Source organism: Streptomyces sp. NPDC085460 (assembly GCF_044541975.1).
Classification (GTDB): Bacteria; Actinomycetota; Actinomycetes; order Streptomycetales; family Streptomycetaceae; genus Streptomyces.
This window is the reverse complement of the sequence record NZ_JBITTO010000002.1, coordinates 282,836-307,419: the sequence shown is the minus strand read 5'-3', so window position 1 is coordinate 307,419 and position 24,584 is coordinate 282,836. Positions and strand designations below refer to the sequence as shown.

Below are 24,584 nucleotides of genomic sequence, written 5' to 3'. Positions count from 1 at the left end.
CGGGCCGGGCCCGCATCGACACCGCGCCGGAGAAATCTCAGACGTAGTCCTCCAGGCGCGCCACCGTGAAGCCCTGCTCCCGGATCCTGCGGAGCATCGTCGCCGTCATCTCGGTCATCGTGCGGCCCTTGAGCTCGGCGGGGCCGCGGAAGTGAGCGAGGACGATGTCGCCGGGGTGGAGCTTCCGGTCGCCGCGCTGGTACTGCATGTTCGTGATCTGCATGGACTCGCGCCAGAGGACGATCGCGTCGACGCCGCAGCTCCCGGCCGCCGCGCGGGTCGCCTCGTTCCAGTTGCCGAAGGGCGGGCGGAAGAGGCGCGGGGCGGTGCCGTACCGCGCGCGCAGCTTCTCCTGCTGGCCGCATATCTCGCGGCGCTGGGCCTCCGGGGAGAGGGTGCGCAGGTTCGGGTGGGTGAGGGTGTGGTTGGCGACGCCGTGGCCCTGCCGGACGAGCGGGTCGAAGTAGCCGTAGTTCCCGCTGATCACCGAGTCGGTGAGGAACATGGTGAAGGGGACGTCGAGCTCGTCCATCATCCGCACGAAGGCGGGGTCCTTCTCGGCCCCGTCGTCGATGGTGAGGAAGACGACCTTGTCCCGGGTGGGTATCTCGCTGATCACCGGGACCGGGCCGCCGGGCGCCCGCTTCACCGGCTTGACGGCGGGCGGGGCGGGCGGCGCGGGGAAGGGCTTCAGGCCCCATTTCCGGTACGCGGCGGCCCGCGCGGCCTCGGGGGCGCGGGCCGGCTCCGGGGCGGCGGCCTTCGTCGGGGACGGCGCCGGGGCCGGGGCGGCGGCCGGGGCCTCGGCCGTGCAGCCCGTCACCAGGAGCGTCACGGCGGTCAGCGCCGCCCACACCGCGATCTGCTTCTTCACGGGCTGTGGGATGCCCGTACGGCTCGAAAGGTTGCCCGACCGTCGAACAAATCAGACAGCCGGACGGAGGTGGTCGAACGGACCGGCTATTCCACCGATTCGAAGCGCCAGCGGTGGACCGGCCGGGTGATCAGCTCGGCGTCCGGCTCGGGCAGCTCCGGCAGCTCGGCGTCGAGGGCGTCCGCCTCCCACCAGGTGAGGACGAGGACCCGGTCCTGGGGGGCCCGGAAGACCTCGCGGCGCAGCGGCTCGCGCGCCAGGACCCGGGCCCGCGCCCGCGCCCACTCCAGGAGCTCGGGACCCCGGCCCTGCACGGCGCGGGCCTCCCACATGAGCGTGACCCTCACGAGTACAGGTTCTCCTTGCTGATCTCGTGCACGTGGTCGTGGTCGTGGGCGTGGGCGTGCGCGTGGGCGCCGGGCACGTGCGGGTCCGTCACCGGCAGCGAGGAGTCCGCCGACAGCTCCAGGTCGGAGGCGGCCCGGTTGCGGGCGACCATCTCGGCGCCGAGCGCGGCGACCATCGCGCCGTTGTCGGTGCAGAGTCCCGGCCGGGGCACCCGGAGCCGGATCCCGGCCCGCTCGCAGCGCTCCTCCGCGAGGGCGCGGAGCCGGGAGTTGGCGGCGACGCCGCCGCCGATCATCAGGTGGTCGACGCCCTCGTCCTTGCAGGCCCGAACGGCCTTGCGGGTGAGGACGTCGACGACGGCCTCCTGGAAGGAGGCGGCCACGTCCCGGACCGGCACCTCCTCGCCGGCCGCCCGCTTCGCCTCGATCCAGCGGGCCACGGCGGTCTTCAGACCGGAGAAGGAGAAGTCGTACGCCGGGTCCTTGGCGCCGCTCAGGCCGCGCGGGAACGCGATGGCGGCCGGGTCGCCCTCCCGGGCGAGCCGGTCGATGACGGGTCCGCCGGGGAAGCCCAGGTCGAGGACGCGGGCGATCTTGTCGAACGCCTCGCCGGCGGCGTCGTCGATGGTGGCGCCCAGCGGCCGCACGTCGGAGGTGATGTCGGCGGAGAGCAGCAGCGAGGAGTGCCCGCCGGAGACGAGGAGGGCCATCGTCGGCTCGGGCAGCTTGCCGTGCTCCAGCTGGTCGACGCAGATGTGCGAGGCCAGGTGGTTGACGCCGTAGAGCGGCTTGCCCAGCGCGTAGGCGTACGCCTTGGCGGCGGAGACGCCGACGAGCAGGGCGCCCGCGAGTCCGGGGCCCGCGGTGACGGCGATGCCGTCGAGGTCCTTCGCGGAGACGCCGGCGGTCTTCAGGGCCCGCTCGATCGTCGGGACCATCGCCTCCAGGTGGGCCCGGGAGGCGATCTCGGGCACGACGCCGCCGAAGCGGGCGTGGGTGTCGACGCTGGAGGCCACGGCGTCGGCGAGCAGGGTGGTGCCGTGGACGATGCCGACGCCGGTCTCGTCGCAGGAGGTCTCGATGCCGAGGACCAGTGGTTCGTCAGCAGCCATCAGATATCGGTCCCAGTTCCTTGAACGGTCAGTCGCATCACGAGCGCGTCGATGTTGCCCGGCTGGTAGTAGCCGCGCCGGAAGCCGATGGGCTCGAAGCCGAAGCGCTCGTACAGCTTCTGTGCCCGGGTGTTGTCCACGCGCACTTCGAGGAGGATCTCGTCGCACTCGAAGGCGGTGGCGTGCTGGAGGAGGTCGGTGAGGAGCCGGGCGCCGAGCCCGGTGCCCCACTGCTCGCGGGCGACGGCGATGGTCTGGACGTCGCCGAGCCCGCCGGCCGCGGCCAGGCCCGCGTACCCCGCCAGCCGGCCCGAGGGGGTCTCGGCGACGACGTACCTGCGGGTGGCCCGGGGCCCGCGCGCGTGCGCCAGCTCGGACCAGAACATCCCCTCCGACCAGGCGTCCTCGGGGAAGAGGTCCGCCTCCAGGGCGAGCACCTCCGGCAGGTCCCACCAGCGCATCTCGCGCAGGACGGCCCCGCCGGTCACCGCTTCCCCGGTCACCGCTTCCCCGCTCACTGGGGGGTGACCACCTTGTAGTTCTTCGGCACCTGGGCGTCGGGGCGCCGCAGGTACATCGGCAGCGGGTCGAGGAAGCCCTCGCCACCGGCCGCGATCCGCTCGGCCGCGAGGGCGGCGAGCGCGGCGGCCGACTGGTGCTCGGGGCCGCGGGCGTCGGGGAAGGCGTCCGGGTAGAGCAGGGCGCCCGCGCCGACGACCGGCAGCCCGGCCAGCTCGGCGGCGATGTCGGCGGGCCGGTCGACGGAGGCGTCGGTGACCCGGGTGCGGGCGTCGTCGTACCGCGCCCAGTAGACCTCCTTGCGGCGGGCGTCCGTCGCCACGGCGAAGGGCCCTTCGAGGCCGGAGGCGTACGCGAGGCCGTCGAGGGTGCACAGGCCGTGCACGGGCACCCCGCCGAGGGCGGAGGAGAAGGCGACGGCGGTGACGAGCCCGACCCGGAGGCCGGTGTAGGGGCCCGGGCCGACCCCGACGACGATGCCGGTCACCGCGTCGAGCGCGGTCCCGGCCTCCTTCAGGACCCGGTCGACGGCGGGGAGCAGCAGCTCCCCGTGGCGGCGGGCGTCGACGGAGGTCGACTCGGCGACGACGGCCGTGCCGTCGTGGAGGGCGACGGTGACGGCGGGGGTGGCGGTATCCATGGCGAGCAACAGCACGCGAACAGCCTACGGCGCCACGAGCGGGCGCTGCGGCGCGCGGCCCTCCGGGTGCCCGGCTGCTACCGTCGGGCGGACAGCTCGTCAGGCTCGGCACGTACGTACGAAGAGGTGGAGACGGTGGCTAGGAGCAGCTCGGGATTCGTGGCCGGGCTCACCGCGGCGGCCGTCGCCGTGGTCGCCTTCCTCGCCTACCAGGCGTCGGCGAGCGTGCCGGCCGACCTCGCGGAGCCGCCGAAGGCGCCCGGCACGGTCGCCCCCTCGGCCTCGGCGTCTGCCGGGGCGAAGAAGCCCTCGAAGAACCCGCTGGCGGTGCCGGCGGCCTCGGGGACGGGCGAGCGGGTGGTGTACGCGCTGAAGGACCGCCGGGTGTGGCTGGTCGACGGGAAGAACAAGGCGATCCGCACGTTCCCGGTGGCGCCGAGCACGGTGAGCCCGGAGCCCGGCGCGTACGCGGTGACCTCGCGGTCGGGTTCGGTGACCGGCTCGGACGGGGTGCAGATCGAGCACGTGGTCCGCTTCGCGACCGTGCAGGACGTGACGGTCGGCTTCAGCGCGGCGGTGGACGGCTCGATGCCGTCGCCGGACCGGTCGAGGAAGACCGGCGGCGTCCGGATGAAGCGGGCGGACGGCGACGCGATGTGGACCTTCGCGTCGATCGGCGCGAAGGTCGTCGTCGTCCCCTGAGCCGGAGGACGTCCACGGAGGACGCCTGCGCGACGCCCGGGAGGGTCATCCCGGTACCGGCGCGCGACGCCCGCGGGTCGTCCCGGTGCCGGCGCGCGCCGCCCGGGAGGGTCATCCCGGTACCGGGGCGCGACCCCCGTACGGGTTACGCGGCCTCGTCCCTGAGTTCCTCTTCCCGCTCCGCCTCCACGGGCGGGTGCTCGCGTCCCGGCGGGGTCGATACGGCGCTGGCCGCGGCGCAGGCGGCCAGCAGCTCGCTCATCGAGACGCGCTCCTCGGCGGTGCGGTCGTCGCGCTCCGGCATCTGCGTCGCCATGCATGCCTCCCGTAGGTTAGGTACACCTAACCAGCTCGTGCCTCCATGTCACCACGGTCCGGAGCGGCGGCGCAACATTTTCCCGACATGCTGTCGGAAGCTACGTGAGGTTCAGAGCAGCGCGAGGTCCTCGTCGGCCCACCGTCCGCCGATCCCGCGCAGCACGACCGTGCGCCGGTCGTCGTCGGTGTCGCCGGTGACGCGGTGGATGAGCACGTGCAGCCGGTCGTCGGTCAGCTCCTCGACCTTGCCGTCGCCCCACTCCACGACCACCACGGACTCGGGCAGCGAGACGTCGAGGTCCAGGTCCTCCATCTCGTCGAGTCCGCCGCCGAGCCGGTAGGCGTCCACGTGCACCAGGGCGGGGCCGTCGACGAGCGACGGGTGGACGCGGGCGATGACGAAGGTCGGCGAGGTGACCGCGCCGCGGACGCCCAGGCCCTCGCCGAGGCCGCGGGTCATGGTGGTCTTCCCCGCGCCCAGCTCGCCGGTGAGCATGACGAGGTCGCCGGGGCGGAGGAGTTTCGCGAGCCGGCGGCCGAGCTCCTGCATCCGCGCGGGGGAGTCGACGGAGAGGGTGGCGCCGGAGACGGACGGGTGCGCTGCTTCCATACCCGCCAACCTATCCGTTCCCGGGCCCCGCTCCCGCGCCCGGCGCCACGGCCCCGGTCTCCGCCCCGGCCCTGGCCAGGAGGCCGGCGAGCGCCTCGTCGACGGCCTCCGGGCGCTCCAGCATCACCAGGTGGCCGGCGTCGGGGACGACGACGAGATCGGCGCCGGGCAGCTCGGCGGCTATCGCCTCGGTGTGCGAGGCGGGCGTGACGAGGTCCCGGTCCCCGGCGAGGGCCAGCACCGGCAGGTCCCGGAAGGCGGCGAGGGCGAGCCGCTTGTCGTGTTCGCCGAAGGCCGGGTAGAACTCGGCGACCACGTCGACGGGGGTCGACTCGATCATCCGCTCGGCGAAGCGGACGACGGCCGGATCGACGTCCGGCGAGGCGAAGGAGTACTTCTTCACCAGCCCGGCGAAGAGGTCGGCGGTGGCCCGGCGGCCCCTCTCGACCAGCTCGGCCTGGGAGCCCAGGGCCCGCAGCACCCCGGGCAGGACCCGGCGGACCGCGTTGACGCCGGAGAGCGGCAGCCCGTACGAGACCTCCTCCAGGCGGCCGGAGGAGGTGCCGACCAGGGCGACGCCGGCGACCCGGTCCCTGACCAGCTCCGGGTACCGCTCCGCCAGCGCCATCACCGTCATCCCGCCCATCGAGTGCCCGACGAGGACGAGCGGCCCCTCGGGCGCGGCGGCGTCGATGACGGCCCGCAGGTCGCGGCCGAGCCGGTCGATGGTGACGGGCACCCCGTCGGGTCCCGTCTGGGAGGCGCCGCGGGCGGAGCGGCCGTGCCCGCGCTGGTCCCAGAAGACGGTCCGCACCCGGCCGCGCAGGGCGGCGCGCTGGTAGTGCCAGGAGTCCTGGCCGAGGCAGAAGCCGTGGGAGAACACGACGGTGACGGGGGAACCCCCGACCTCGTCGACCTCGTACGCGAGGGCGGTGCCGTCGTCCGCGAGGGCGCGGCCAGGGGTGCCGCGGAGGGTGCCGTACGGGCCGGTGGCGTCGAGCGCGAGCCGGGCCTTCCGGCGTACCGAGCGGCCCACCGTGAGCCGTTCGACCGCCACTCCGGCCGCCGCGCCGGCGGCCAGCACGCCCAGCGCCGCGCCGGCGAAGCCCGCGCGCCGCCAGCCGCTCCCCGCGCTCCCCTCCCCCATGGCGGGCTACTCCCCCACGTAGACGCGCGGCACGCGGGCGCCGATCCGGGTGACGATCTCGTACGCGATGGTGTCGGCGGCCTCCGCCCAGTCCTGGGCCGTCGGTTCGCCGTGCTCGCCGGAGCCGAAGAGGACGGCCTCGGTGCCGGGCGCGGGCCGGTCGCCGCCGAGGTCCACCACGAACTGGTCCATGGCGACCCGCCCGGCGACCGTGCGGACCTTCCCGTCGACGAGGACGGGGCCGCGGCCCGAGGCGTGCCGGGGGACGCCGTCGGCGTAGCCCACGGGGATCAGGCCGAGGGTGGTCTCGCCGCCGGTGACGTAGTGGTGCCCGTAGGAGACGCCGTGGCCGGGCGGGACCTCCTTCACCAGGGCGACGCTCGCCTTCAGCGCCATCACCGGGCGCAGCCCCAGCTCGGCGGAGGTGCCCAGTTCGGGCGCGGGCGAGACGCCGTACATCGCGATGCCGGGCCGGACCAGGTCGAAGTGGGCCTCGGGCAGGGTGAGCGTGGCGGGCGAGTTGGCGATGTGCCGGACCTCGGGCTCGACGCCGGCCTTCTCCGCGTAGTCGAGCATCGAGCGGAAGACGTCGAGCTGGGCGGCGATCGAGGGGTGGCCGGGCTCGTCCGCGCAGGCGAAGTGGGACCAGAGGCCGGTGATCCTGACCAGCCCCTCCTTCTCGGCCCGCAGCGCCTCGGTGACGAGCGCGGGCCAGTCGGCGGGCTGGCAGCCGTTGCGGCCGAGGCCGGTGTCGGCCTTGAGCTGGATACGGGCCGTGCCGCCGGTGCGGCGGGCTGCGGCGGTGACCTCGTCGAGGGCCCACCGGCCGCTGACCGCGATGTCGAGACCGGCCTCGACGCCGGCGTCCCACGGGTCGCCGGGGGTCCACAGCCAGCACAGCACGGGCACGTCGGTGATCCCGGCGGCGCGCAGGGCCAGCGCCTCCTGCGGGGTGGCCGTGCCGAGCCAGGTCGCGCCCGCGTCGAGGGCGGCGCGGGCGCAGCGCACGGCGCCGTGTCCGTACGCGTCGGCCTTGACCACGGCCATGACCCGGACGTGGGGCGCGACGCGGGCGCGCAGCGCGCGGACGTTGGCGCGCAGCGCCCCGAGGTCGATCTCGGCGCGGGCTCGGCTGGGCGGCGGTGCTGTCTCAGTCATCGCGCCCAGTCTCTCAGGTGACCGGAGTCCGGGCCGCGCCCCCCGGCCGTAGCCCCGGTCACCCTCGCGGGCCCCGGCGTGTCGCGGGGACCGGCCGGCGGCACCCACGGGCCGGTCCTGGCGGGGAGGGCCGGGCCGGTCCCGACGGGAATTGTCAGACACGCCCTAGGGCTCCCTGACGTCCTGCCAGGCGGCGCGGAGCGCGGCGGCGACCTCGGTCGCGGTGATCGGGCCGGTGCCGCCCGCGGCCCGGCGGGCGGCGAGGCCGTGCAGGTAGGCGGCGCAGGAGGCGGCGTCGACCGGGCCGAGTCCGCCGGCGAGGAGGGAGCCGGCCAGGCCGGAGAGGACGTCGCCGGAGCCTGCGGTGGCGAGCCAGGGGGTGCCGGTCGGGTTGACCCGCACCGGGCCGGTGCCGCCGGGGCCGCAGACCAGGGTGGTGGAGCCCTTGAGGAGGACCGTGGCGCCGTAGCGGCCGGCGAGTTCGCGGACGGCGGCGAGCCGGCCGGCCTCCACGGCCGCCCGGTCGGTGCCGAGCAGGGCGGCCGCCTCGCCGGCGTGCGGGGTGAGCAGGGTGGGCGCGGTGCGCGCCCGCACGGCCTCCGGTTCGAGGGCGCGCAGCCCGTCCGCGTCGACGAGGACGGGCACGTCGGAGTCGAGGACCTCGGCGACGGCGACCTCCGCGCCCGGCCCGTCGCCGAGGCCGGGCCCGACGACCCACGCCTGGACGCGTCCCGCCTTGTCCGGCGGACCCGAGTGCACCAGGGTCTCCGGGTGGGCGGCGATCACCGCCTCGCGGGCGGGGCCCACGTACCGGACGGCCCCGGCGCCGCCGCGCAGCGCGCCCGCGACGGCGAGGACGGCGGCGCCGGGATAGCGGGCGGAGCCGGCGACGACCCCGAGGACGCCCCGCCGGTACTTGTCGCTCTCCGCGCCGGGCACGGGCAGCAGCCGGGCCACGTCCTGGTGCTGGAGCGCCTCGGCGTCGGGCACGGACGGGAGGGTGGCGGCGAGCCCGATGTCCACCAGGCGCAGCGCGCCCGCGTACTCACGTGCGGGGTCGACGAGCAGTCCCGGCTTGTACGTGCCGAAGGTGATGGTGGCGTCGGCGCGCAGGGCCTCCCCGGTGACCTCTCCGGTGTCGGCGTCGACGCCGGAGGGCAGGTCGACGGCGACGACGACCGCGTCGGAGCCGCGCGCGGCGCGGGCGACGGGCACGGCCTCGGGGCGCAGTCCGCCCTGCCCGCCGATGCCGGTGATGCCGTCGAGGACAAGGTCGGCGGCGGCCAGCGCCTCGTACGGGTCCTCGGTGACGCGCCCGCCGGCCGCCCGGAGCGCGGCGAGTCCGGCTCCGTGGGCGCGGGCGCCGAGCAGCACGGCGGTGACCGCGGCGCCGCGCCGGGCCAGCCGGGCGCCGGCGTAGAGGGCGTCGCCGCCGTTGTCGCCGCTGCCGACGAGCAGGACGACCCGGGATCCGTACACCCGGCCCCTGCCGAGCAGGGAGCAGCAGGCGGCGGCGAGTCCGGCGGCGGCCCGCTGCATCAGCGCGCCTTCGGGCAGACGGGCCATCAGCTCGGCCTCGGCGGCCCGGACGGTCTCCACGTGGTGAGCGGTACGCATGGTCAGCAGTCTGCCGCAGGTGCGGGGCGCCCGCCGGGAGGGCCGGGCGGGCGGTTCCCGGGCCCCACGGGGAGAGGCCCGCCGGGAGGGCCGGGCGGGAGGGCCGGGCGGGGGCGGCCCCCAAGAGGCGGCCGAAAAGCGCGGGTTGACGCCCCGTCGACGATCAATTTAGGTTTGCCTTACCTAACCAGCCCTGCCCCGGAAGGTCGGCTCCGCCATGCGCACCCGCACCCGTACCGCCCTCACCTCCGCCCTCGCCCTCGCCTCCGCGAGCGCCCTCACCCTCGGGCTCGCCTCCTCCGCCTCGGCCGCCACCGCCGGCCGCACCGTCACCGACGGGACCCGCAGCTACACGCTCTCCCTCACCGCCCCGAGCACCGCCGCGGCGACCGGCACCAACGTCACCGTCACCGGCTCCGGCTACAACCCCGACCAGGGCGTCTACGTCGGCCTGTGCGCGATACCGGCGGGCGTGAACACGGCCGACCCCTCCACCTGGAACAGCAAGCCGACGCCCTGCCTCGGCGGCCAGGACGAGACCGGCACGACCGGCGCCTCCCACTGGGTGAACAGCGACTGGTACTGGATGTCCCCGTCCAACTCCTCCCCGTTCACCGAGTCCGGCGGCCTCGGCTCCTTCTCCGTCCAGATCCACGTCAAGGCCCAGCTCTCCTCCACCGTCACCTGCGGCCAGTCCGGCGTGACCTGCGCGATCGTCACCCGCGCCGACCACTTCGACAGCTCCGACCGTAAGTACGACGTCTACGTCCCGGTCACGTTCCAGTGAGAACAGCCCTTCTGACGGCCGCCGCCGCGCTCGCCCTCACGGGCGCGGCGGCGGCCCCCGCCCCGGCCGGCCCGCACCACGAGACGCTCCGCACGATCACCCCGCCCGCCGGGGCCGCCCTGGACGCCGAGGTCGACCCGGCCGCCGACCGCCTCTACGTGAGCAGCAGCGACGGCGGCTCCCACCACCTCACCGTGTACGACACGGCCACCGGCGCCGCCGTCGGCGACCCGGTCCCGCTGCCCGCCCCGGCGACCGTCCTCGCGCTCGGCCCGGGCGGCAGGCTCCACCTCGGCCTCTCCACCCGGATCGCCGTCTTCGACCCGGCGACCCGCACCCTCACCGACGACCGGATCCCGGTCACCGGCAGCGTCACCCTCCTCGCCGCCGACCCCGCCCAGGGCCGGCTGTACGTCGGCAACCAGGCCGCGAAGTCGGTGACCGTGTACGACACGGCCACCGGCGCGCCCGTCGGCGACCCCGTCGTCCTGCCGTTCCACCCGGCCGGGCTCGCCGTGGACACCACCCGGCACACCGGGTACGCCACGTATGTCGGCGGCGCCGTCGAGAACGGCTCGGTCGTCTACAAGAACGTCCTCAACGCGGTCGACGGCGCCACCGGCCGCCTCACCGGCAGCGTCAGCCTCGGCTCCACCGCCCTCGGCTCCATGGGCGTCACCGTCGACCCGGCCACCCGCACCGGCTACGTCGCCAACCTGGCCGCCGGCACGGTCTCGGTCGTGGACCTCGCCGCCGAACGGGTCACCGGCACGCTCCCGGTCCCCGGCAACCCGAAGGCGCTCGCGTACGACCCCGGCACCACCACCCTCTACGCGGCGCAGACCGGCAGCTCGTCGGTGGCCGTCGTCGACCCGGCGAAGGGCGAGGTCACCGAGACGATCCCGACCGGCGAACGCCCGGCGGCCCTCGCGCTGGACCCCGAGGACCACACGGTCTACACGGTGGCGGGCGGGGCGGTCACCCAGACGGTCCGGAGGACACCCCCGGAGCCGACCCCGGAACCGACCCCGACACCCACGGGCGAGCCGACCCCGACGGCGACGGACACGCCCACGGGCGTACCGACGGGTGAACCGACCGGCGAGCCCACGGGCACGGCCTCCCCCACCCCGACGGACACCACCGACCCGGCCCCGACCCCGACCCCGACGGACACCCCTACGGGTACCCCCGCGCCGACGGACACCGCGGAACCGGACCCCACCGGCACCGGCCCCACCGCTCCCGACGCGACGACGGGCACGGGCACCGACACCGACACCGACTCGGACAGCGACTCGGGCACCGGCTCGGGCAGCGGCTCAGGCACCGGCGGCGGCACCGGCTCGGGCAGCGGCACCGGCTCGGGCGGCGGCGGCTCCCTCCAGGCGGCCGGCTCCGACCCGGTCACCACCGGCTCGACCACCGGCTCCGCCCTCGCCTCCACCGGCGGCCGGACCCTCACCCTCACCCTCGCGGCGGCGAGCTTCGCCGCCCTCGGCGGCGCCGCCGTCGCCCTCGCCCGCCGCCGGCAGCGCACCGAGGAGGAACCCGCCTTCTAGGAGACCCCCGAAGACCCCGCGCGCGGCACTCGCGATCACCGCCGGCCCTGGCAGCCGCGCGCGGCACGGAACGGGGCCCGGTACCGCCTCCCCGCGGCCGGGCCCCGCTCTCGTACCCGTACGGCTCAGCCCTCGGCGATCACCACCGCCGATGCCACCCCCGCGTCATGGCTCAGCGACACGTGCCAGTGCCGCACGCCCAGCTCGGCGGCGCGGGCCGCCACCGTGCCGCGCACCCGCAGCCGGGGCCGGCCGGTGGACTCGACGTACACCTCGGCGTCCGTCCAGAGCAGGTTGCCCGGCGCACCGAGCGCCTTCGCCAGCGCCTCCTTGGCCGCGAAGCGCACCGCGAGGGAGGCGGGACCGCGCCGCTCCCCGCTCGGCAGAAGCAGCTCCTCCGTCACGAACAGCCGGTCGAGCAGCGCCGGCGTCCGCTCCAGCGACGCGGCGAACCGGTCGATCTCCGCCACGTCGATCCCCACCCCGATGATCATCTGCTCACTCACTCCACCGTCACGGACTTGGCCAGGTTGCGCGGCTGGTCCACCTCGTTGCCCCGGGCGGTGGCCAGCTCGCAGGCGAAGACCTGGAGCGGCACCGTCGAGACGAGCGGCTGGAGCAGCGTGGGCGTGGCGGGGATCCGGACGAGGTGGTCGGCGAAGGGGACGACGGCCTCGTCGCCCTCCTCCGCGATCACGATCGTCCGGGCACCCCGGGCCCGGATCTCCTGGATATTGGAGACGATCTTGTCGTGCAGGACCGAGCGGCCCTTCGGCGAGGGCACCACGACGACGACCGGCAGGTCCTCCTCGATGAGGGCGATCGGCCCGTGCTTCAGCTCGCCGGCCGCGAAGCCCTCGGCGTGCATGTACGCCAGCTCCTTCAGCTTCAGCGCGCCCTCCAGGGCGACCGGGTAGCCGACGTGCCGGCCGAGGAAGAGGATCGTGTCCTTGTCCGCCAGGGAGCGGGCGAGGGCCCGGACCGGCTCCATCGTCTCCAGGACCCGCTCGACCTCCTCGCCGATCCGGGCGAGCTCGCGGACGACGGCGCGGATCTCGTCGCCCCACTTGGTGCCGCGCACCTGGCCCAGGTACAGGGCGAGCAGGTAGCAGGCGACGAGCTGGGTGAGGAACGCCTTCGTGGACGCGACCGCGACCTCGGGCCCCGCGTGCGTGTACAGCACCGCGTCGGACTCGCGCGGGATCGTGGAGCCGTTGGTGTTGCAGACGGCCAGCACCTTGGCGCCCTGCTCGCGGGCGTGCCGGAGCGCCATCAGGGTGTCCATGGTCTCGCCGGACTGCGAGATCGCGATCACCAGCGTCCGCTGCCCGAGGATCGGGTCGCGGTAGCGGAACTCGCTGGCCAGCTCCACCTCGCAGGGGATGCGGGTCCAGTGCTCGATGGCGTACTTGGCGATGAGGCCGGCGTGGAAGGCGGTGCCGCAGGCGACGATGACGACCTTGTCGGCCTCGCGGAGCACCGCGTCGGGGATCCGCACCTCGTCGAGGGTGAGCCGCCCGGCGGCGTCGATCCGGCCGAGGAGGGTGTCGGCGACCGCCTTCGGCTGCTCGGCGATCTCCTTGAGCATGAAGTGGTCGTAGCCGCCCTTCTCGGCGGCGGAGGCGTCCCAGTCGACGTGGAAGGCGCGCACCTCGGCGGGCGCGCCGTCGAAGTCGGTGACGGTCACGCCGTCCCGGGTCAGCTCGACGACCTGGTCCTGGCCCAGCTCGATCGCGGACCGGGTGTGGGCGATGAAGGCGGAGACGTCGGAGGCGAGGAAGTTCTCGCCCTCGCCGACGCCGACGACGAGCGGCGAGTTGCGGCGGGCGCCGACGACGACGTCGGGCTGGTCGGCGTGGACGGCGACGAGGGTGAAGGCCCCGTCGAGCCGCCCGCAGACCAGCCGCATGGCCTCGGCGAGGTCGCCCACCGAGGAGAACTCCTCCGCCAGCAGATGGGAGACGACCTCGGTGTCGGTCTCGGAGAGCAGTGTGTGGCCGCGCTCGGCGAGCTCCTCGCGCAGGGCGGCGAAGTTCTCGATGATCCCGTTGTGGACGACGGCGACCCGGCCCGCGTTGTCGAGGTGCGGATGGGCGTTGGCGTCGGTGGGGCCGCCGTGGGTGGCCCACCGGGTGTGCCCGATGCCGACGGAGCCGCCGGCCAGCGGCCGCTCGACCAGCTCCTTCTCCAGATTGACGAGCTTGCCCGCCTTCTTCGCGGCGGCGAGCCCGCCGTCCGCGAGCACGGCGACCCCGGCCGAGTCGTACCCCCGGTACTCCAGCCGCTTCAGCCCCGCGACGACCACATCAAGCGCCGACTGCCCGCCGACGTAACCCACGATTCCGCACATGGCGGCAGCCTACGGCCGAACCGGGCGCCCGTCCCGGACCCCGCACGGAGTCGGGGCGGCAGCCGTCAACCGCCCGGCACGTGACCCACCCCACGGCCCACGGCGCGCGGGAAGCCGGGACAATGGCGGGGTGATCACTTCGCCGCCACGAAGCGCCAACGGCAACGGTGCCGGGAACGGAGGGCCCCGCCGGGCCGCCGAGCCGACGCCGTACGTCGACCTGACCCGCGCCGAGTGGAGCGCCCTGCGCGACAAGACCCCGCTCCCCCTCACCGCCGACGAGGTCGAGCGCCTCCAGGGCCTCGGGGACGTCATCGACCTCGACGAGGTCCGGGACGTCTATCTGCCGCTCTCCCGGCTGCTCAACCTGTACGTGCAGGCCACCAGCGGACTGCGCGGGGCGCTGAACACCTTCCTCGGCGAGAAGGCCGAGCAGCGCGGCACCCCCTTCGTCATAGGGGTGGCCGGCTCGGTCGCCGTCGGCAAGTCGACGGTGGCCCGCCTCCTCCAGGCACTGCTCGCCCGCTGGCCGGAGCACCCCCGGGTGGAGCGGATCACCACCGACGGCTTCCTCTACCCGATGGAGGAGCTGAAGGCGCGCGGGCTGATGTCCCGGAAGGGCTTCCCCGAGTCGTACGACCGCCGGGCGCTGACCCGGTTCGTCGCCGACGTGAAGGCGGGCAAGGAGGAGGTCACCGCCCCCGTCTACTCGCACCTCATCTACGACCGGGTACCGGGCGAGCAGCTGGTGGTGCGCCGCCCCGACATCCTGATCGTCGAGGGGCTGAACGTGCTCCAGCCGGCGCTGCCCGGCAAGGACGGGCGGACCCGGGTGGGTCTGGCGGACTACTTCGACTTCTCGGTGTACGTGGACGCGCGGGCGGAGGACATCGAGGGCTGGTACCTCAACCGCTTCCGCAAGCTGCGGGAGACCGCGTTCCAGGACCCGTCGTCGTACTTCCGGCGGTGGACGCAGGTCTCCGAGGAGGAGGCCCTGGACTACGCCCGCACGATGTGGCGGACCGTCAACCGGGTGAACCTGCTGGAGAACGTGGCGCCGACGCGAGGCCGGGCGACGCTCGTCGTCCGCAAGGGCCCGGATCACAAGGTGCAGAGGCTGAGTCTCCGTAAGCTCTGACCATGCTGCACCTCCGCATGATCGTTCCCCCGGACCGCACCGAGGACGTCACCGCGCTGATCGGGTCGACGGTCGGCACCACCCATCTGGTGGTGCTGCCGGGAGCGGCCCGGGACCCCGCCGGTGACGTGGTGATGTGTGACGTCGCCCGCGAGGCGGGGGACGAACTCCTGCACGGACTGCGGGGCCTGAAGCTGGATCAGGACGGGTCGATCGCGGTCGAGAACATCGACCTGTCGATGTCGGAGCGGGCCGACGCCGCCGAGGAGGACGCCCCCGGCGAGGGCGCGGACGCGGTGATCTGGGAGCAGCTGGCGGAGGCGTCCCACGAGGAGTCGACGCTCTCCGTCACCTACCTGTCGTTCATGCTCCTGGCCACGATGATCGCCGCCTGCGGTGTCGTCCTGGACAACGCGATCCTCATCGTGGGCGCCATGGCGGTCGGCCCGGAGTTCGGCCCGATCGCCGGGGTGTGCACGGCGATCGTGCAGCGGGCGCCGCGACTGGCCGCCCGCTCGCTGATCGCCCTGCTGATCGGCTTCGTGGCGGCGATCGCGGTGACGACCTTGTTCAGCCTGGTCATGGACCGGCTGGACCTGTTCAGCGAGGAGCTGCTGGACGGGGAGCGGCCGCAGACCGGCTTCATCTGGCAGCCGGACCCGTTCTCGCTGGTGGTGGCGCTGCTCGCGGGCGCGGCGGGCACCCTGTCGCTGACCTCGTCCAAGTCCGGCGCCCTGGTGGGCGTGGCCATCTCGGTGACGACCGTGCCCGCCGCCGCCAACGCGGCGGTGGCGCTCAGCTACGGCGAGGTCGGCCAGATGTGGGGCTCGATCGAGCAGCTGCTGCTCAACCTGGCGGCCCTCATGGTGTCGGGCACCGCGACCCTCGCCCTCCAGAAGAAGCTGTGGCGGACGCAGCGCGGCAAGCTCAGGCGCCGGCTGCGGAGGGCCTGACCCCCGGGATACGGCGAAGGGCCCCGCGCACCGGAGTGCGCGGGGCCCTTCCCACACGCCCTAGCCCAGCGCGGACTTCACGACGTCGGCGAGGCGCTGCGCGACCGAACGGGCCTGCTCGATGTCGGCGGCCTCGACCATCACGCGGACCAGCGGCTCGGTGCCGGAGGGGCGGAGCAGCACACGGCCGGTGGTGCCGAGCTCGCGCTCGGCGTCGGCGACGGCCGCGGCGAGTTCACCGGACGTGGTGACACGGGACTTGTCGACGTCCTTGACGTTGATGAGGATCTGCGGCAGCCGCTCCATGACGGCGGCCAGCTCGGCGAGGGACTTGCCGGTGGCGCAGACCCGGGCGGCGAGCATGAGGCCGGTGAGGGTGCCGTCGCCGGTGGTGGCGTGGTCGAGCACGATGACGTGCCCGGACTGCTCGCCGCCGAGGGCGTAGCCGTGCTCCTTCATGGACTCCAGGACGTAGCGGTCGCCGACCGCGGTCTGGACGAGGGTGAGGCCCTCGCGCTCCATGGCGAGCTTGAAGCCCAGGTTGGACATGACGGTGGCGACGACGGTCTCGCCGCGGAGCGTGCCGGCCTCGCGCATGGCGAGGGAGAGCACGGCGAGGATCTGGTCGCCGTCCACCTCCTCGCCGGTGTGGTCGACGGCGAGGCAGCGGTCGGCGTCGCCGTCGTGGGCGATGCCGAGGTCGGCGGCGTGCTCGACGACGGCGGCCTTGAGCAGCTCCAGGTGGGTGGAGCCGCAGCCGTCGTTGATGTTGAGGCCGTCGGGGGCGGCGCCGATCGTGACGACCTGGGCGCCGGCGCGGGTGAACGCCTCCGGGGAGACGCGGGCGGCGGCGCCGTGGGCCTCGTCGAGGACGATCTTCAGGCCGTCGAGGCGGTTGGGCAGCACGGACAGGAGGTGGGAGACGTAGGTCTCGAAGCCCTCGTCGTAGTCGCGGACGCGGCCGACGCCGGCGCCGGTCGGGCGGTCCCAGGGAGCGCCGGTGCGGTGCTCCTCGTAGACGGCCTCGATCCTGTCCTCCAGGTCGTCGGCGAGCTTGTGGCCGCCGCGGGCGAAGAACTTGATGCCGTTGTCGGGCATGGCGTTGTGGCTGGCGGAGAGCATCACGCCGAGGTCGGCGCCGAGGACGCCGGTGAGGTGGGCGACGGCCGGGGTCGGCAGGACGCCGACGCGCAGCACGTCGACACCGGCGCTGGCGAGACCGGCGACGACGGCCGCCTCCAGGAACTCTCCGGACGCGCGGGGGTCACGCCCGACCACGGCGGTCGGCCGATGGCCCTCGAAGGTCCCCGCCTCGGCGAGCACGTGCGCCGCCGCGACCGACAGGCCGAGCGCGAGCTCCGCCGTCAGGTCGGCGTTGGCGACGCCGCGTACGCCGTCGGTGCCGAAGAGTCGTCCCACAGCTGTCCTCCGAAAATGCGTGCCCAAAGGTGGAAAAAGTCCAGGGGTGAAAAAGGTTAAGAAAAAACGTACGCCCCGACGGCACGCGCAGTGCGCCGGGGCGTACGTACAAGCAGTGCTGGCAGGCGATTAACGCTTGCTGTACTGCGGAGCCTTGCGGGCCTTCTTGAGACCGGCCTTCTTCCGCTCGACCGCGCGGTCGTCACGGGAGAGGAAGCCGGCCTTCTTCAGCGCCGGGCGGTTGTTCTCGACGTCGGCCTCGTTCAGGGCGCGGGCGACACCGAGACGCAGGGCGCCGGCCTGGCCGGAGACACCGCCACCCGCGATGCGGGCGATGACGTCGTAGCGGTTGTCGAGCTCGAGCACCTTGAAGGGCTCGTTGACTTCCTGCTGGTGGACCTTGTTCGGGAAGTAGTCCTCGAGCGTACGCCCGTTGATCTTCCACTTGCCGGTGCCCGGGACGATCCGGACGCGGGCGATGGCGTTCTTGCGACGGCCCAGGCCGGCGGCCGGCTGCGGGTCGCCGAAGCGGGAGGCCAGGGACTCGGAGGTGTAGTCACCCTCCACGACCTCGGTCTCGGTGGTGTACTCCTCGACGCCCTCGAACTCGTCGACGGGGGTCTCAGGGGTGGTCTCGGCCACGATGCTCCTCAGATTTCTTTCGTTCTTAGGGGGTGTGGCCGGAACTACTGCGCGACCTGGGTGATCTCGAACGGGACCGGCTGCTGGGCAGCGTGCGGGTGGTTCTCGCCCGCGTAGACCTTCAGCTTCGAGAGCATCTGACGGCCCAGGGAGTTCTTGGGGATCATGCCCTTGATGGCCTTCTCGACGGCCTTCTCGGGGTTCTTGTCCATCAGCTCGTCGTAGCGGACGGAGCGCAGACCACCCGGGTAGCCAGAGTGGCGGTAGGCCATCTTCTGGGTCTTCTTGTTGCCGGACAGGTGGACCTTGTCAGCGTTGATGATGATGACGAAGTCGCCCATGTCCATGTGGGGGGCGTAGACCGGCTTGTGCTTGCCTCGCAGGAGGTTCGCAGCCGTGGTCGCCAGACGGCCCAGGACGATGTCCTGCGCGTCGATGATGTGCCACTGGCGAGTGACATCGCCGGGCTTGGGGCTGTACGTACGCACTTCGTAGCCTTCGCTTCTTCAGTGGATGGAGTCCAGACACACCTGAAGCGATCATGCAGCTGGGGCTTGCACTGCCGGGTCATCGCCCGTATGCGAGCCACTGGTAACTGCTCCAGGGAACCTGCGCAACGGCCCCTCGCGTGAGAACGACGAAGCCAATACGCATAACAAACCGCAACAGTACCCGCGCCACCCCCGACGGGTCAAAATGCCGCGATGCCCCAGCTCACCGCGCCCGCCCGCCCCGGGCCCGGCCGACCGCCCCGGCTCACCGCGCCCGCTCCACCCGCCGCTCGTCCCACACCGGCTCGCTCGACTCCCGGACGACCCCGTCCGAGCCGAAGACCAGGAAGCGGTCGAAGCTCTTCGCGAACCACCGGTCGTGCGTCACGGACAGCACCGTCCCGTCGTACGACTCCAGGCCCGCCTGGAGGGCCTCGGCCGACTCCAGGTCCAGGTTGTCCGTCGGCTCGTCCAGGAGCAGCGCCGTGGTGCCGGCCAGCTCCAGGAGGAGGATCTGGAAGCGGGCCTGCTGGCCGCCGGAGAGCTTGTCGAAGGGCTGGTCGCCCTGCCGCTCCAGCTCGTACCGGCGCAGCATCGACATCGCCGCGCCCCGGTCCTTGGCGTGCTCGGTCCACAGGATGTCGACCAGCGGGCGGCCGGCCAGCTCCGGGTGGGCGTGGGTCTGCGCGAAGTGCCCGGGGACCACCCGCGCGCCCAGCTTCCACGTACCCGTGTGGGCCACCGACGCGTCCCCGGCCAGGAGACGCAGGAAGTGCGACTTGCCGGAGCCGTTCGAGCCGAGCACGCCGACCCGCTCCCCGTAGAAGATCTCCAGCGAGAAGGGCTTCATCAGCCCGGTCAGCTCAAGGTTCTCGCAGGTCACGGCACGGACGCCGGTGCGCCCGCCGCGCAGCCGCATCCGGATGTCCTGCTCGCGCGGCGGCTCCGGCGGCGGGCCGGCCTCCTCGAACTTCCGCAGCCGCGTCTGCGCGGCGGCGTACCGGGACGCCATGTCGTGGCTGACCGACGCCGCCTGCCGCAGGTTGACGACCAGCTTCTTCAGCTGCGCGTGCTTCTCCTCCCAGCGCCGCTTCAGCTCCTCGAAGCGCGCGAAACGGTCCCGCCGCGCCTCGTGGAAGGTGTCGAAGCCGCCGCCGTGCACCCACACGTCGGAACCGGCCGCGCCGGGCTCCACCGCGATGATCTTCTGCGCGGCCCGCGACAGCAGCTCCCGGTCGTGGGAGATGAAGAGCACCGTCTTGCGGGTCTCCCGCAGCCGCTCCTCCAGCCACCGCTTGCCCGGCACGTCGAGGTAGTTGTCCGGCTCGTCCAGGAGCAGCACCTCGTCGGTGCCGCGCAGCAGCGACTCCAGGACGAGCCGCTTCTGCTCACCGCCGGAGAGCGTCCGCACCTGCCGGAACTGCGCCTTGTCGTACGGCACGCCGAGCGCGGCCATGGTGCAGATGTCCCACAGCGTCTCCGCCTCGTACCCCTGCACCTCCGCCCAGTCGGCGAGCGCCTGCGCGTACGTCATCTGCGCGGCCTCGTCGTCGACGGTCATGATCAGGTGCTCGGCCTCGTCGACCGCCTTCGCGGCCTCCCGGATCCGCGGGTGCGCCACGGAGACGAGCAGGTCACGGACGGTCGACTCGTCCCGTACGGAGCCGATGAACTGCGGCATCACACCGAGCCCGCCGCTGACGGTGACGGAGCCGCCGTGCGGCTGGAGGTCCCCCGCGATCATCCGCAGCAAGGTGGTCTTGCCGGCGCCGTTGGCCCCGACGAGCGCGACGACGCCGCCCTCCCCCACCCGGAAGGAGGCGTCCCCGAGCAGGACCCTCCCGTCGGGAAGGTAGTACTCCAGATGCGCGGCCTCGACATGTCCCATGAGGTGCATTGTCACCGCCCGCGTCCCCTTCCCCCAAGCGGATTAGGATGCGCGGCATGAGCTTTGGGGGACCGCAGTGGCCACAGGAGCCGCAGCAGCAGGGGCAGGGACGGCCCGACGGGTACGGATACCCGCCGCCGCAGCAGGGGCAGCAGGGACAGGGACAGCAGCACGGGTACGGGTACCCGCCGCCGCAGGGGGCGTACGAGCAGCCGCGGCACGGGTACGGCTACCCGCCGCCGCAGGACCCCTTCGCGAGCCCGGCGGCGGGCGGCCAGGGCGGCGGCGACACCCCTGACTGGGGCGCCCTCGCGGACGCCTCCGCGGCGGGCGGCCGTCGCAAGCGCCGGCTGATGGTCGCGGGCGGGGTCCTGGCGACCGTCGCCGTCGGCGCGATCGTCGCGACCGCCGTCGTGGCGACGAACAAGAAGAACGACGAGGCCAAGAACGGCGGCGGCCCCACCCCGACGGGCGCCGTCACCACGACGGCCTCCCCCACCCCCGCCCCGACCTTCTCTTCCGTGGCGCCGCCGCCCCCGCCGGACCCGAAGGACTACATCACCGACCCGAAGAAGGACACGGCGCCGCTGACCGCCGAGGGGCTGTACCCGGGCACGAAGCTCACCATGTTCGGCCGCCCCTACAAGAAGGGCGCGACCTCCTCGACGAAGAACTGCGCCTCGGTCACCACCGGCGGCCTCGGCCCGGTCCTGAAGAAGAACGGCTGCGAGCGCGTCCTGCGCGCCACCTACGTCAAGGACGGCGTGGCGATCACCGTCGGCGTGGCCGTCTTCCCCTCGGAGAAGGCCGCCCTCGCCGCCAAGAAGCAGGCCACCGGCGGTATCGCGCCCCTCGCGGGCAAGGGCGTGAAGAACTTCTGCCACGCCACCGTCTGCCTGCGCCGCGCCAACTCGGTCGGCCGCTACGCCTACTTCACCCAGGCCGGCTTCGCCGACGGCACCAAGGTCACCACCAAGGACAAGCCGGTCTTCCAGGCCAGTGACGACCTCGGCACCTTCGCCTTCAACCAGATCTACGCCCGCGGCAAGAGCCAGGCGAGGGCGGCGGCCGCCTCCTCCGCCCCGCCGCGGTAGCGGGACCGGGTCTCAGCAGCAGCCCGCGCCGGGGAGGGTCCGCTTGTTGCGGGCCTCGCGGCTGCGGGCGGCCAGCCGGTCGTCCGCGGGGTAGCCGACCTCTTCGAGGGTGAGGCCGTGCGGGCGGACGACGTGGACGGCGGAGTCCCGCACGCCCGCGGCCAGCACCTTCCCCGGCCACTCCACCGGCCGGTGCCCGTCGCCGACGAAGAGCAGCGCGCCGACGAGCGAGCGGACCATGTTGTGGCAGAAGGCGTCGGCCTTGACCGTGGCCTCCAGGATCCCGTCGGGCCGCCGCTCCCAGCGCAGCTCCTGGAGGGTGCGGATGGTGGTGGCGCCCTCGCGCTTCTTGCAGTACGCGGCGAAGTCGTGCTCGCCGACCAGCGCGGCCGCCGCCTCGTTCATGGCGTCCATGTCGAGCGTCCAGTCGTGCCACAGCACGTGACCGCGCAGCAGCGGGTCGACACCGCCGGGGTGGTCGGTGACCCGGTACGCGTACCGCCGCCAGATCGCCGAGAAACGGGCGTTGAAGCCCTCGGGGGCCTCCCTGACCCTCCACACCCGGACGTCGTGTGCGAGGCGCCCCGCGAGCCGCCGCAGCAGCTTCTCGCGGTGCTCCCGCCACAGCTCCTCCGGCAGGTCCACGTGCGCGACCTGCCCGCGCGCGTGCACCCCGGCGTCGGTCCGGCCGGCGACGGTCAGCTCGAACGTCTCCGGGGACCGGGTCACGGTCTTCAGCGCGTCCTCGATCTCGCCCTGCACCGTCCGCTGCCCGCGGGCCTGCTTGGCCCACCCGGAGAAGTCCCGGCCGTCGTACGAAAGGTCCAGCCGCACCCGTACGAACCCGGGCTGCACGTCATCACTCACCAGAAAATCCTCTCAGACACACGGGAACGGGCCCGCACCCCAGGGGGTACGGGCCCGTCCGCGAGAAACGTCGCGGGAACGCTTACGCGTCCTTCGCCTCGTCCTCGGTCGCCTCGGCGGCGGGGGCCTCGTCGGCCTCCTTGACGGCGCGCTTGGTGGCGGCCTCGGCCTCGGCGACGGTCGCCTTCTTGGCGATCTCGCCCTCGACCAGCTCGATCACGGCCATCGGGGCGTTGTCGCCACGACGGTTGCCGATCTTGGTGATGCGGGTGTAGCCACCCGGACGCTCCGAGTAGCGCGGGGCGATCTCGGTGAAGAGGGTGTGGACGATGCCCTTGTCGGTGATCGTCTGCAGCACCAGGCGACGGTTGTGGATGTCGCCCTTCTTCGCCTTGGTGATCAGGCGCTCGGCGACGGGACGCAGACGGCGGGCCTTGGCCTCGGTCGTCGTGATGCGGCCGTGCTCGAACAGCGACTTCGCCAGGTTGGCGAGCAGCAGCTTCTCGTGAGCGGCGGAACCGCCGAGGCGGGCACCCTTCGCGGGACGCGGCATGGTGTTTCTCCTTGTGATCTGCACCGGCCGTATGAGGTACCGGTGTCAGTGTCCGAGCGGGCGGTCACCCGTCGGAGACCGGGGCTCGCGCCCCGGAGGGGGCGCGGGGAACTGCGCGATCAAGCACAGCGCACCCGCGCCGAAGTACGGACCCGAAGGCCCGAGCCCTTAGTACTGCTCGGTCTCGACGAACCCGGCGTCCGCGTCGTCGTCGGCGCCGAAGGCGTCGGCCGCGGCGGTCGGGTCGAATCCGGGCGGGCTGTCCTTGAGCGCGAGGCCCATGCCGGCCAGCTTCGCCTTGACCTCGTCGATCGACTTCGCACCAAAGTTGCGGATGTCGAGCAGGTCGGCCTCGGAGCGCGCCACGAGCTCACCCACGGAGTGGATGCCCTCACGCTTGAGGCAGTTGTACGAGCGGACCGTGAGCTCCAGCTCCTCGATCGGCAGCGCGAGGTCGGCGGCGAGGGCGGCGTCCGTCGGGGACGGGCCCATGTCGATGCCCTCGGCGTCGATGTTCAGCTCGCGGGCGAGACCGAACAGCTCGACCAGGGTCTTGCCGGCGGACGCCATGGCGTCGCGCGGGCGCATGGCCTGCTTGGTCTCGACGTCGACGATGAGCTTGTCGAAGTCGGTGCGCTGCTCGACTCGGGTCGCCTCGACCTTGTAGGTGACCTTGAGAACCGGCGAGTAGATGGAGTCGACCGGGATACGGCCGATCTCCTGGCCCACCTGCTTGTTCTGGACGGCGGAGACGTAGCCGCGACCGCGCTCGACGGTCAGCTCCATCTCCAGCTTGCCCTTGGCGTTCAGGGTCGCCAGGACGAGGTCAGGGTTGTGCACCTCGACACCGGCCGGGGGCGCGATGTCGGCGGCGGTGACCAGACCCGGGCCCTGCTTGCGCAGGTACATCACGACCGGCTCGTCGTGCTCCGAGGAGACGACCAGCTGCTTGATGTTGAGGATGAGGTCGGTGACGTCCTCCTTGACGCCCGGCACGGTGGTGAACTCGTGCAGGACACCGTCGATCCGGATGCTGGTGACAGCGGCGCCCGGGATCGAGGAGAGGAGGGTGCGGCGGAGCGAGTTGCCGAGGGTGTAGCCGAAGCCCGGCTCCAGCGGCTCGATGACGAACCGGGAGCGGAACTCGTCGACGACCTCTTCGGTCAGCGACGGACGCTGAGCGATAAGCATGTGTGTTCCTTCAGTCGTGGACGCCCACTATTTGACGTCCGACGGCCACCGGGCGGAGCCCGATGGTGTTACAGCAACAAGGGTACGGGCGGTACGACCCCGGAAGGGGGCGCACCGCCCGAAAGTCCTGCTCAAGCAGCCCGTGCGTCAGACGCGGCGGCGCTTGGGGGGACGGCAGCCGTTGTGCGGCGTGGGGGTGACGTCCTGGATCGAGCCGACCTCGAGGCCGGTGGCCTGGAGGGAGCGGATCGCGGTCTCACGGCCGGAGCCGGGACCCTTGACGAAGACGTCGACCTTACGCATGCCGTGCTCCTGCGCGCGGCGGGCGGCCGACTCGGCGGCCATCTGCGCGGCGAAGGGGGTGGACTTGCGCGAGCCCTTGAAGCCGACGTGGCCGGCGGAGGCCCAGGAGATCACGTTGCCCGAGGGGTCCGTGATCGAGACGATCGTGTTGTTGAACGTGCTCTTGATGTGCGCGTGGCCGTGAGCGACGTTCTTCTTTTCCTTGCGGCGCACCTTCTTGGCAGCGCCCTGACGTCCCTTGGGGGGCATCTCTTACTCCTACGGGAGGTGGTCGGTCCTACAGCGAAGACCGCTTGGTCAAG

General features: G+C 73.3%; 26 protein-coding genes. 6 read left to right on the top strand and 20 right to left on the bottom strand.

All coding sequences use genetic code 11. From position 1 onward, the window contains the following. Window positions 1-37: 37 nt before the first annotated feature. From ACIGHB_RS05695 to tsaB, 5 genes are all read right to left on the bottom strand, one after another. The gene (locus ACIGHB_RS05695) at window positions 38-874 is read right to left on the bottom strand and encodes a polysaccharide deacetylase family protein (protein WP_360308918.1); all 837 of its coding nucleotides are present in this window, start codon (window positions 872-874) and stop codon (window positions 38-40) included. Between the two features lie 86 nt (window positions 875-960). Beyond that, on the bottom strand, window positions 961-1,221 hold the full coding sequence (locus ACIGHB_RS05690) for a hypothetical protein (protein WP_388866453.1): 261 nt from the start codon (window positions 1,219-1,221) through the stop codon (window positions 961-963). Continuing rightward, window positions 1,218-2,333 carry a tRNA (adenosine(37)-N6)-threonylcarbamoyltransferase complex transferase subunit TsaD gene (gene tsaD, locus ACIGHB_RS05685; protein WP_399909767.1) on the bottom strand — a complete coding sequence of 372 codons (1,116 nt, stop codon included), beginning with the start codon at window positions 2,331-2,333 and terminating at the stop codon, window positions 1,218-1,220. Before tsaD ends, ACIGHB_RS05690 begins: the two co-directional genes overlap by 4 nt. Beyond that, window positions 2,333-2,794 (bottom strand): ribosomal protein S18-alanine N-acetyltransferase, encoded by a 462-nt coding sequence (gene rimI / locus ACIGHB_RS05680; RefSeq protein ID WP_360309120.1) that lies wholly within the window; start codon window positions 2,792-2,794, stop codon window positions 2,333-2,335. The genes tsaD and rimI overlap by 1 nt, the downstream gene beginning before the upstream one ends. A gap of 53 nt (window positions 2,795-2,847) precedes the next feature. Then, window positions 2,848-3,507 carry a tRNA (adenosine(37)-N6)-threonylcarbamoyltransferase complex dimerization subunit type 1 TsaB gene (tsaB, locus tag ACIGHB_RS05675; RefSeq protein ID WP_399909764.1) on the bottom strand — a complete coding sequence of 220 codons (660 nt, stop codon included), beginning with the start codon at window positions 3,505-3,507 and terminating at the stop codon, window positions 2,848-2,850. 120 nt (window positions 3,508-3,627) lie between these two features. Here tsaB and ACIGHB_RS05670 point away from each other — a divergent pair, with 120 nt between their 5' ends. Further along, window positions 3,628-4,194, top strand: coding sequence for a L,D-transpeptidase (locus tag ACIGHB_RS05670; RefSeq protein ID WP_360308930.1), 567 nt, complete (start codon window positions 3,628-3,630; stop codon window positions 4,192-4,194). 145 nt (window positions 4,195-4,339) lie between these two features. Here the strand turns inward: ACIGHB_RS05670 and ACIGHB_RS05665 are convergent, their stop codons facing one another. The 5 genes from ACIGHB_RS05665 to ACIGHB_RS05645 all read right to left on the bottom strand — a co-directional run bounded on the left by ACIGHB_RS05665 (window position 4,340) and on the right by ACIGHB_RS05645 (window position 9,044). Beyond that, window positions 4,340-4,510, bottom strand: a complete 171-nt coding sequence (locus ACIGHB_RS05665) for a hypothetical protein (protein WP_399909762.1) — start codon at window positions 4,508-4,510, stop codon at window positions 4,340-4,342. A gap of 111 nt (window positions 4,511-4,621) precedes the next feature. Beyond that, window positions 4,622-5,122: a tRNA (adenosine(37)-N6)-threonylcarbamoyltransferase complex ATPase subunit type 1 TsaE gene (gene tsaE, locus ACIGHB_RS05660; protein ID WP_360308936.1), complete on the bottom strand. Its 501-nt coding sequence runs from the start codon at window positions 5,120-5,122 to the stop codon at window positions 4,622-4,624. A 10-nt stretch (window positions 5,123-5,132) separates the two neighbouring features. Further along, window positions 5,133-6,269, bottom strand: coding sequence for an alpha/beta hydrolase (locus tag ACIGHB_RS05655; protein WP_360308939.1), 1,137 nt, complete (start codon window positions 6,267-6,269; stop codon window positions 5,133-5,135). 6 nt (window positions 6,270-6,275) lie between these two features. Further along, complete coding sequence (gene alr, locus ACIGHB_RS05650) at window positions 6,276-7,427, bottom strand: alanine racemase (protein ID WP_399909759.1); 1,152 nt, start codon at window positions 7,425-7,427, stop codon at window positions 6,276-6,278. 165 nt (window positions 7,428-7,592) lie between these two features. Beyond that, entirely contained in the window at window positions 7,593-9,044 is a 1,452-nt protein-coding gene (locus tag ACIGHB_RS05645; protein ID WP_399909757.1) for an NAD(P)H-hydrate dehydratase, read from the bottom strand. A gap of 217 nt (window positions 9,045-9,261) precedes the next feature. Between ACIGHB_RS05645 and ACIGHB_RS05640 the strand changes: the two genes are divergently transcribed. Together ACIGHB_RS05640 and ACIGHB_RS05635 are read left to right on the top strand one after the other, a co-directional pair. Beyond that, window positions 9,262-9,831 (top strand): hypothetical protein, encoded by a 570-nt coding sequence (locus ACIGHB_RS05640; protein ID WP_399909755.1) that lies wholly within the window; start codon window positions 9,262-9,264, stop codon window positions 9,829-9,831. Then, on the top strand, window positions 9,828-11,393 hold the full coding sequence (locus ACIGHB_RS05635; protein WP_399909753.1) for a hypothetical protein: 1,566 nt from the start codon (window positions 9,828-9,830) through the stop codon (window positions 11,391-11,393). The genes ACIGHB_RS05640 and ACIGHB_RS05635 overlap by 4 nt, the downstream gene beginning before the upstream one ends. A gap of 125 nt (window positions 11,394-11,518) precedes the next feature. On the opposite strand, the gene ACIGHB_RS05630 is transcribed toward ACIGHB_RS05635, so the two are convergent. Both ACIGHB_RS05630 and glmS read right to left on the bottom strand, forming a co-directional pair. Beyond that, window positions 11,519-11,887 (bottom strand): holo-ACP synthase, encoded by a 369-nt coding sequence (locus ACIGHB_RS05630; protein ID WP_360309122.1) that lies wholly within the window; start codon window positions 11,885-11,887, stop codon window positions 11,519-11,521. Between the two features lie 8 nt (window positions 11,888-11,895). Beyond that, complete coding sequence (gene glmS, locus ACIGHB_RS05625; RefSeq protein WP_360308954.1) at window positions 11,896-13,743, bottom strand: glutamine--fructose-6-phosphate transaminase (isomerizing); 1,848 nt, start codon at window positions 13,741-13,743, stop codon at window positions 11,896-11,898. Window positions 13,744-13,873: 130 nt separating this feature from the next. On the opposite strand from glmS, the gene coaA reads away from it, so the two are divergent. Together coaA and ACIGHB_RS05615 are read left to right on the top strand one after the other, a co-directional pair. After that, the gene (gene coaA / locus ACIGHB_RS05620; protein ID WP_360308957.1) at window positions 13,874-14,881 is read left to right on the top strand and encodes a type I pantothenate kinase; all 1,008 of its coding nucleotides are present in this window, start codon (window positions 13,874-13,876) and stop codon (window positions 14,879-14,881) included. A 2-nt stretch (window positions 14,882-14,883) separates the two neighbouring features. After that, entirely contained in the window at window positions 14,884-15,834 is a 951-nt protein-coding gene (locus ACIGHB_RS05615) for a DUF389 domain-containing protein (protein ID WP_399909750.1), read from the top strand. A gap of 60 nt (window positions 15,835-15,894) precedes the next feature. On the opposite strand, the gene glmM is transcribed toward ACIGHB_RS05615, so the two are convergent. The 4 genes from glmM to ACIGHB_RS05595 form a co-directional block, all read right to left on the bottom strand. Further along, window positions 15,895-17,253: a phosphoglucosamine mutase gene (gene glmM, locus ACIGHB_RS05610; protein WP_399909748.1), complete on the bottom strand. Its 1,359-nt coding sequence runs from the start codon at window positions 17,251-17,253 to the stop codon at window positions 15,895-15,897. Between the two features lie 129 nt (window positions 17,254-17,382). Continuing rightward, window positions 17,383-17,895, bottom strand: coding sequence for a 30S ribosomal protein S9 (gene rpsI, locus ACIGHB_RS05605; protein ID WP_030494273.1), 513 nt, complete (start codon window positions 17,893-17,895; stop codon window positions 17,383-17,385). A 44-nt stretch (window positions 17,896-17,939) separates the two neighbouring features. Further along, window positions 17,940-18,383 carry a 50S ribosomal protein L13 gene (gene rplM / locus ACIGHB_RS05600; protein ID WP_360308966.1) on the bottom strand — a complete coding sequence of 148 codons (444 nt, stop codon included), beginning with the start codon at window positions 18,381-18,383 and terminating at the stop codon, window positions 17,940-17,942. A 268-nt stretch (window positions 18,384-18,651) separates the two neighbouring features. Further along, window positions 18,652-20,274: an ABC-F family ATP-binding cassette domain-containing protein gene (locus ACIGHB_RS05595; RefSeq protein ID WP_399909746.1), complete on the bottom strand. Its 1,623-nt coding sequence runs from the start codon at window positions 20,272-20,274 to the stop codon at window positions 18,652-18,654. A gap of 56 nt (window positions 20,275-20,330) precedes the next feature. Between ACIGHB_RS05595 and ACIGHB_RS05590 the strand changes: the two genes are divergently transcribed. Continuing rightward, window positions 20,331-21,368 (top strand): hypothetical protein, encoded by a 1,038-nt coding sequence (locus ACIGHB_RS05590; RefSeq protein WP_399909744.1) that lies wholly within the window; start codon window positions 20,331-20,333, stop codon window positions 21,366-21,368. Window positions 21,369-21,380: 12 nt separating this feature from the next. Here the strand turns inward: ACIGHB_RS05590 and truA are convergent, their stop codons facing one another. The 4 genes from truA to rpsK all read right to left on the bottom strand — a co-directional run bounded on the left by truA (window position 21,381) and on the right by rpsK (window position 24,531). Then, window positions 21,381-22,235, bottom strand: coding sequence for a tRNA pseudouridine(38-40) synthase TruA (truA, locus tag ACIGHB_RS05585; RefSeq protein WP_399909742.1), 855 nt, complete (start codon window positions 22,233-22,235; stop codon window positions 21,381-21,383). An 82-nt stretch (window positions 22,236-22,317) separates the two neighbouring features. After that, entirely contained in the window at window positions 22,318-22,788 is a 471-nt protein-coding gene (gene rplQ, locus ACIGHB_RS05580) for a 50S ribosomal protein L17 (RefSeq protein ID WP_030759335.1), read from the bottom strand. A 168-nt stretch (window positions 22,789-22,956) separates the two neighbouring features. After that, window positions 22,957-23,979: a DNA-directed RNA polymerase subunit alpha gene (locus tag ACIGHB_RS05575; RefSeq protein WP_004946635.1), complete on the bottom strand. Its 1,023-nt coding sequence runs from the start codon at window positions 23,977-23,979 to the stop codon at window positions 22,957-22,959. A 147-nt stretch (window positions 23,980-24,126) separates the two neighbouring features. Then, a complete protein-coding gene (rpsK, locus tag ACIGHB_RS05570) occupies window positions 24,127-24,531 on the bottom strand; it encodes a 30S ribosomal protein S11 (protein ID WP_003956432.1) in 405 nt (134 codons plus the stop codon). Between the last annotated feature and the right edge of the window lie 53 nt (window positions 24,532-24,584).

Coding starts and splice junctions, on each gene's coding strand:
- tsaD (WP_399909767.1), bottom strand. CDS start 2,333: ATGGCTGCTGACGAACCACTGGTCCTCGGCATCGAGACCTCCTGCGAC.
- rimI (WP_360309120.1), bottom strand. CDS start 2,794: ATGCGCTGGTGGGACCTGCCGGAGGTGCTCGCCCTGGAGGCGGACCTC.
- ACIGHB_RS05665 (WP_399909762.1), bottom strand. CDS start 4,510: ATGGCGACGCAGATGCCGGAGCGCGACGACCGCACCGCCGAGGAGCGC.
- tsaE (WP_360308936.1), bottom strand. CDS start 5,122: ATGGAAGCAGCGCACCCGTCCGTCTCCGGCGCCACCCTCTCCGTCGAC.
- ACIGHB_RS05655 (WP_360308939.1), bottom strand. CDS start 6,269: ATGGGGGAGGGGAGCGCGGGGAGCGGCTGGCGGCGCGCGGGCTTCGCC.
- alr (WP_399909759.1), bottom strand. CDS start 7,427: ATGACTGAGACAGCACCGCCGCCCAGCCGAGCCCGCGCCGAGATCGAC.
- ACIGHB_RS05645 (WP_399909757.1), bottom strand. CDS start 9,044: ATGCGTACCGCTCACCACGTGGAGACCGTCCGGGCCGCCGAGGCCGAG.
- ACIGHB_RS05640 (WP_399909755.1), top strand. CDS start 9,262: ATGCGCACCCGCACCCGTACCGCCCTCACCTCCGCCCTCGCCCTCGCC.
- ACIGHB_RS05630 (WP_360309122.1), bottom strand. CDS start 11,887: ATGATCATCGGGGTGGGGATCGACGTGGCGGAGATCGACCGGTTCGCC.
- glmS (WP_360308954.1), bottom strand. CDS start 13,743: ATGTGCGGAATCGTGGGTTACGTCGGCGGGCAGTCGGCGCTTGATGTG.
- ACIGHB_RS05615 (WP_399909750.1), top strand. CDS start 14,884: ATGCTGCACCTCCGCATGATCGTTCCCCCGGACCGCACCGAGGACGTC.
- ACIGHB_RS05595 (WP_399909746.1), bottom strand. CDS start 20,274: ATGGGACATGTCGAGGCCGCGCATCTGGAGTACTACCTTCCCGACGGG.
- ACIGHB_RS05590 (WP_399909744.1), top strand. CDS start 20,331: ATGAGCTTTGGGGGACCGCAGTGGCCACAGGAGCCGCAGCAGCAGGGG.
- rplQ (WP_030759335.1), bottom strand. CDS start 22,788: ATGCCGCGTCCCGCGAAGGGTGCCCGCCTCGGCGGTTCCGCCGCTCAC.
- ACIGHB_RS05575 (WP_004946635.1), bottom strand. CDS start 23,979: ATGCTTATCGCTCAGCGTCCGTCGCTGACCGAAGAGGTCGTCGACGAG.
- rpsK (WP_003956432.1), bottom strand. CDS start 24,531: ATGCCCCCCAAGGGACGTCAGGGCGCTGCCAAGAAGGTGCGCCGCAAG.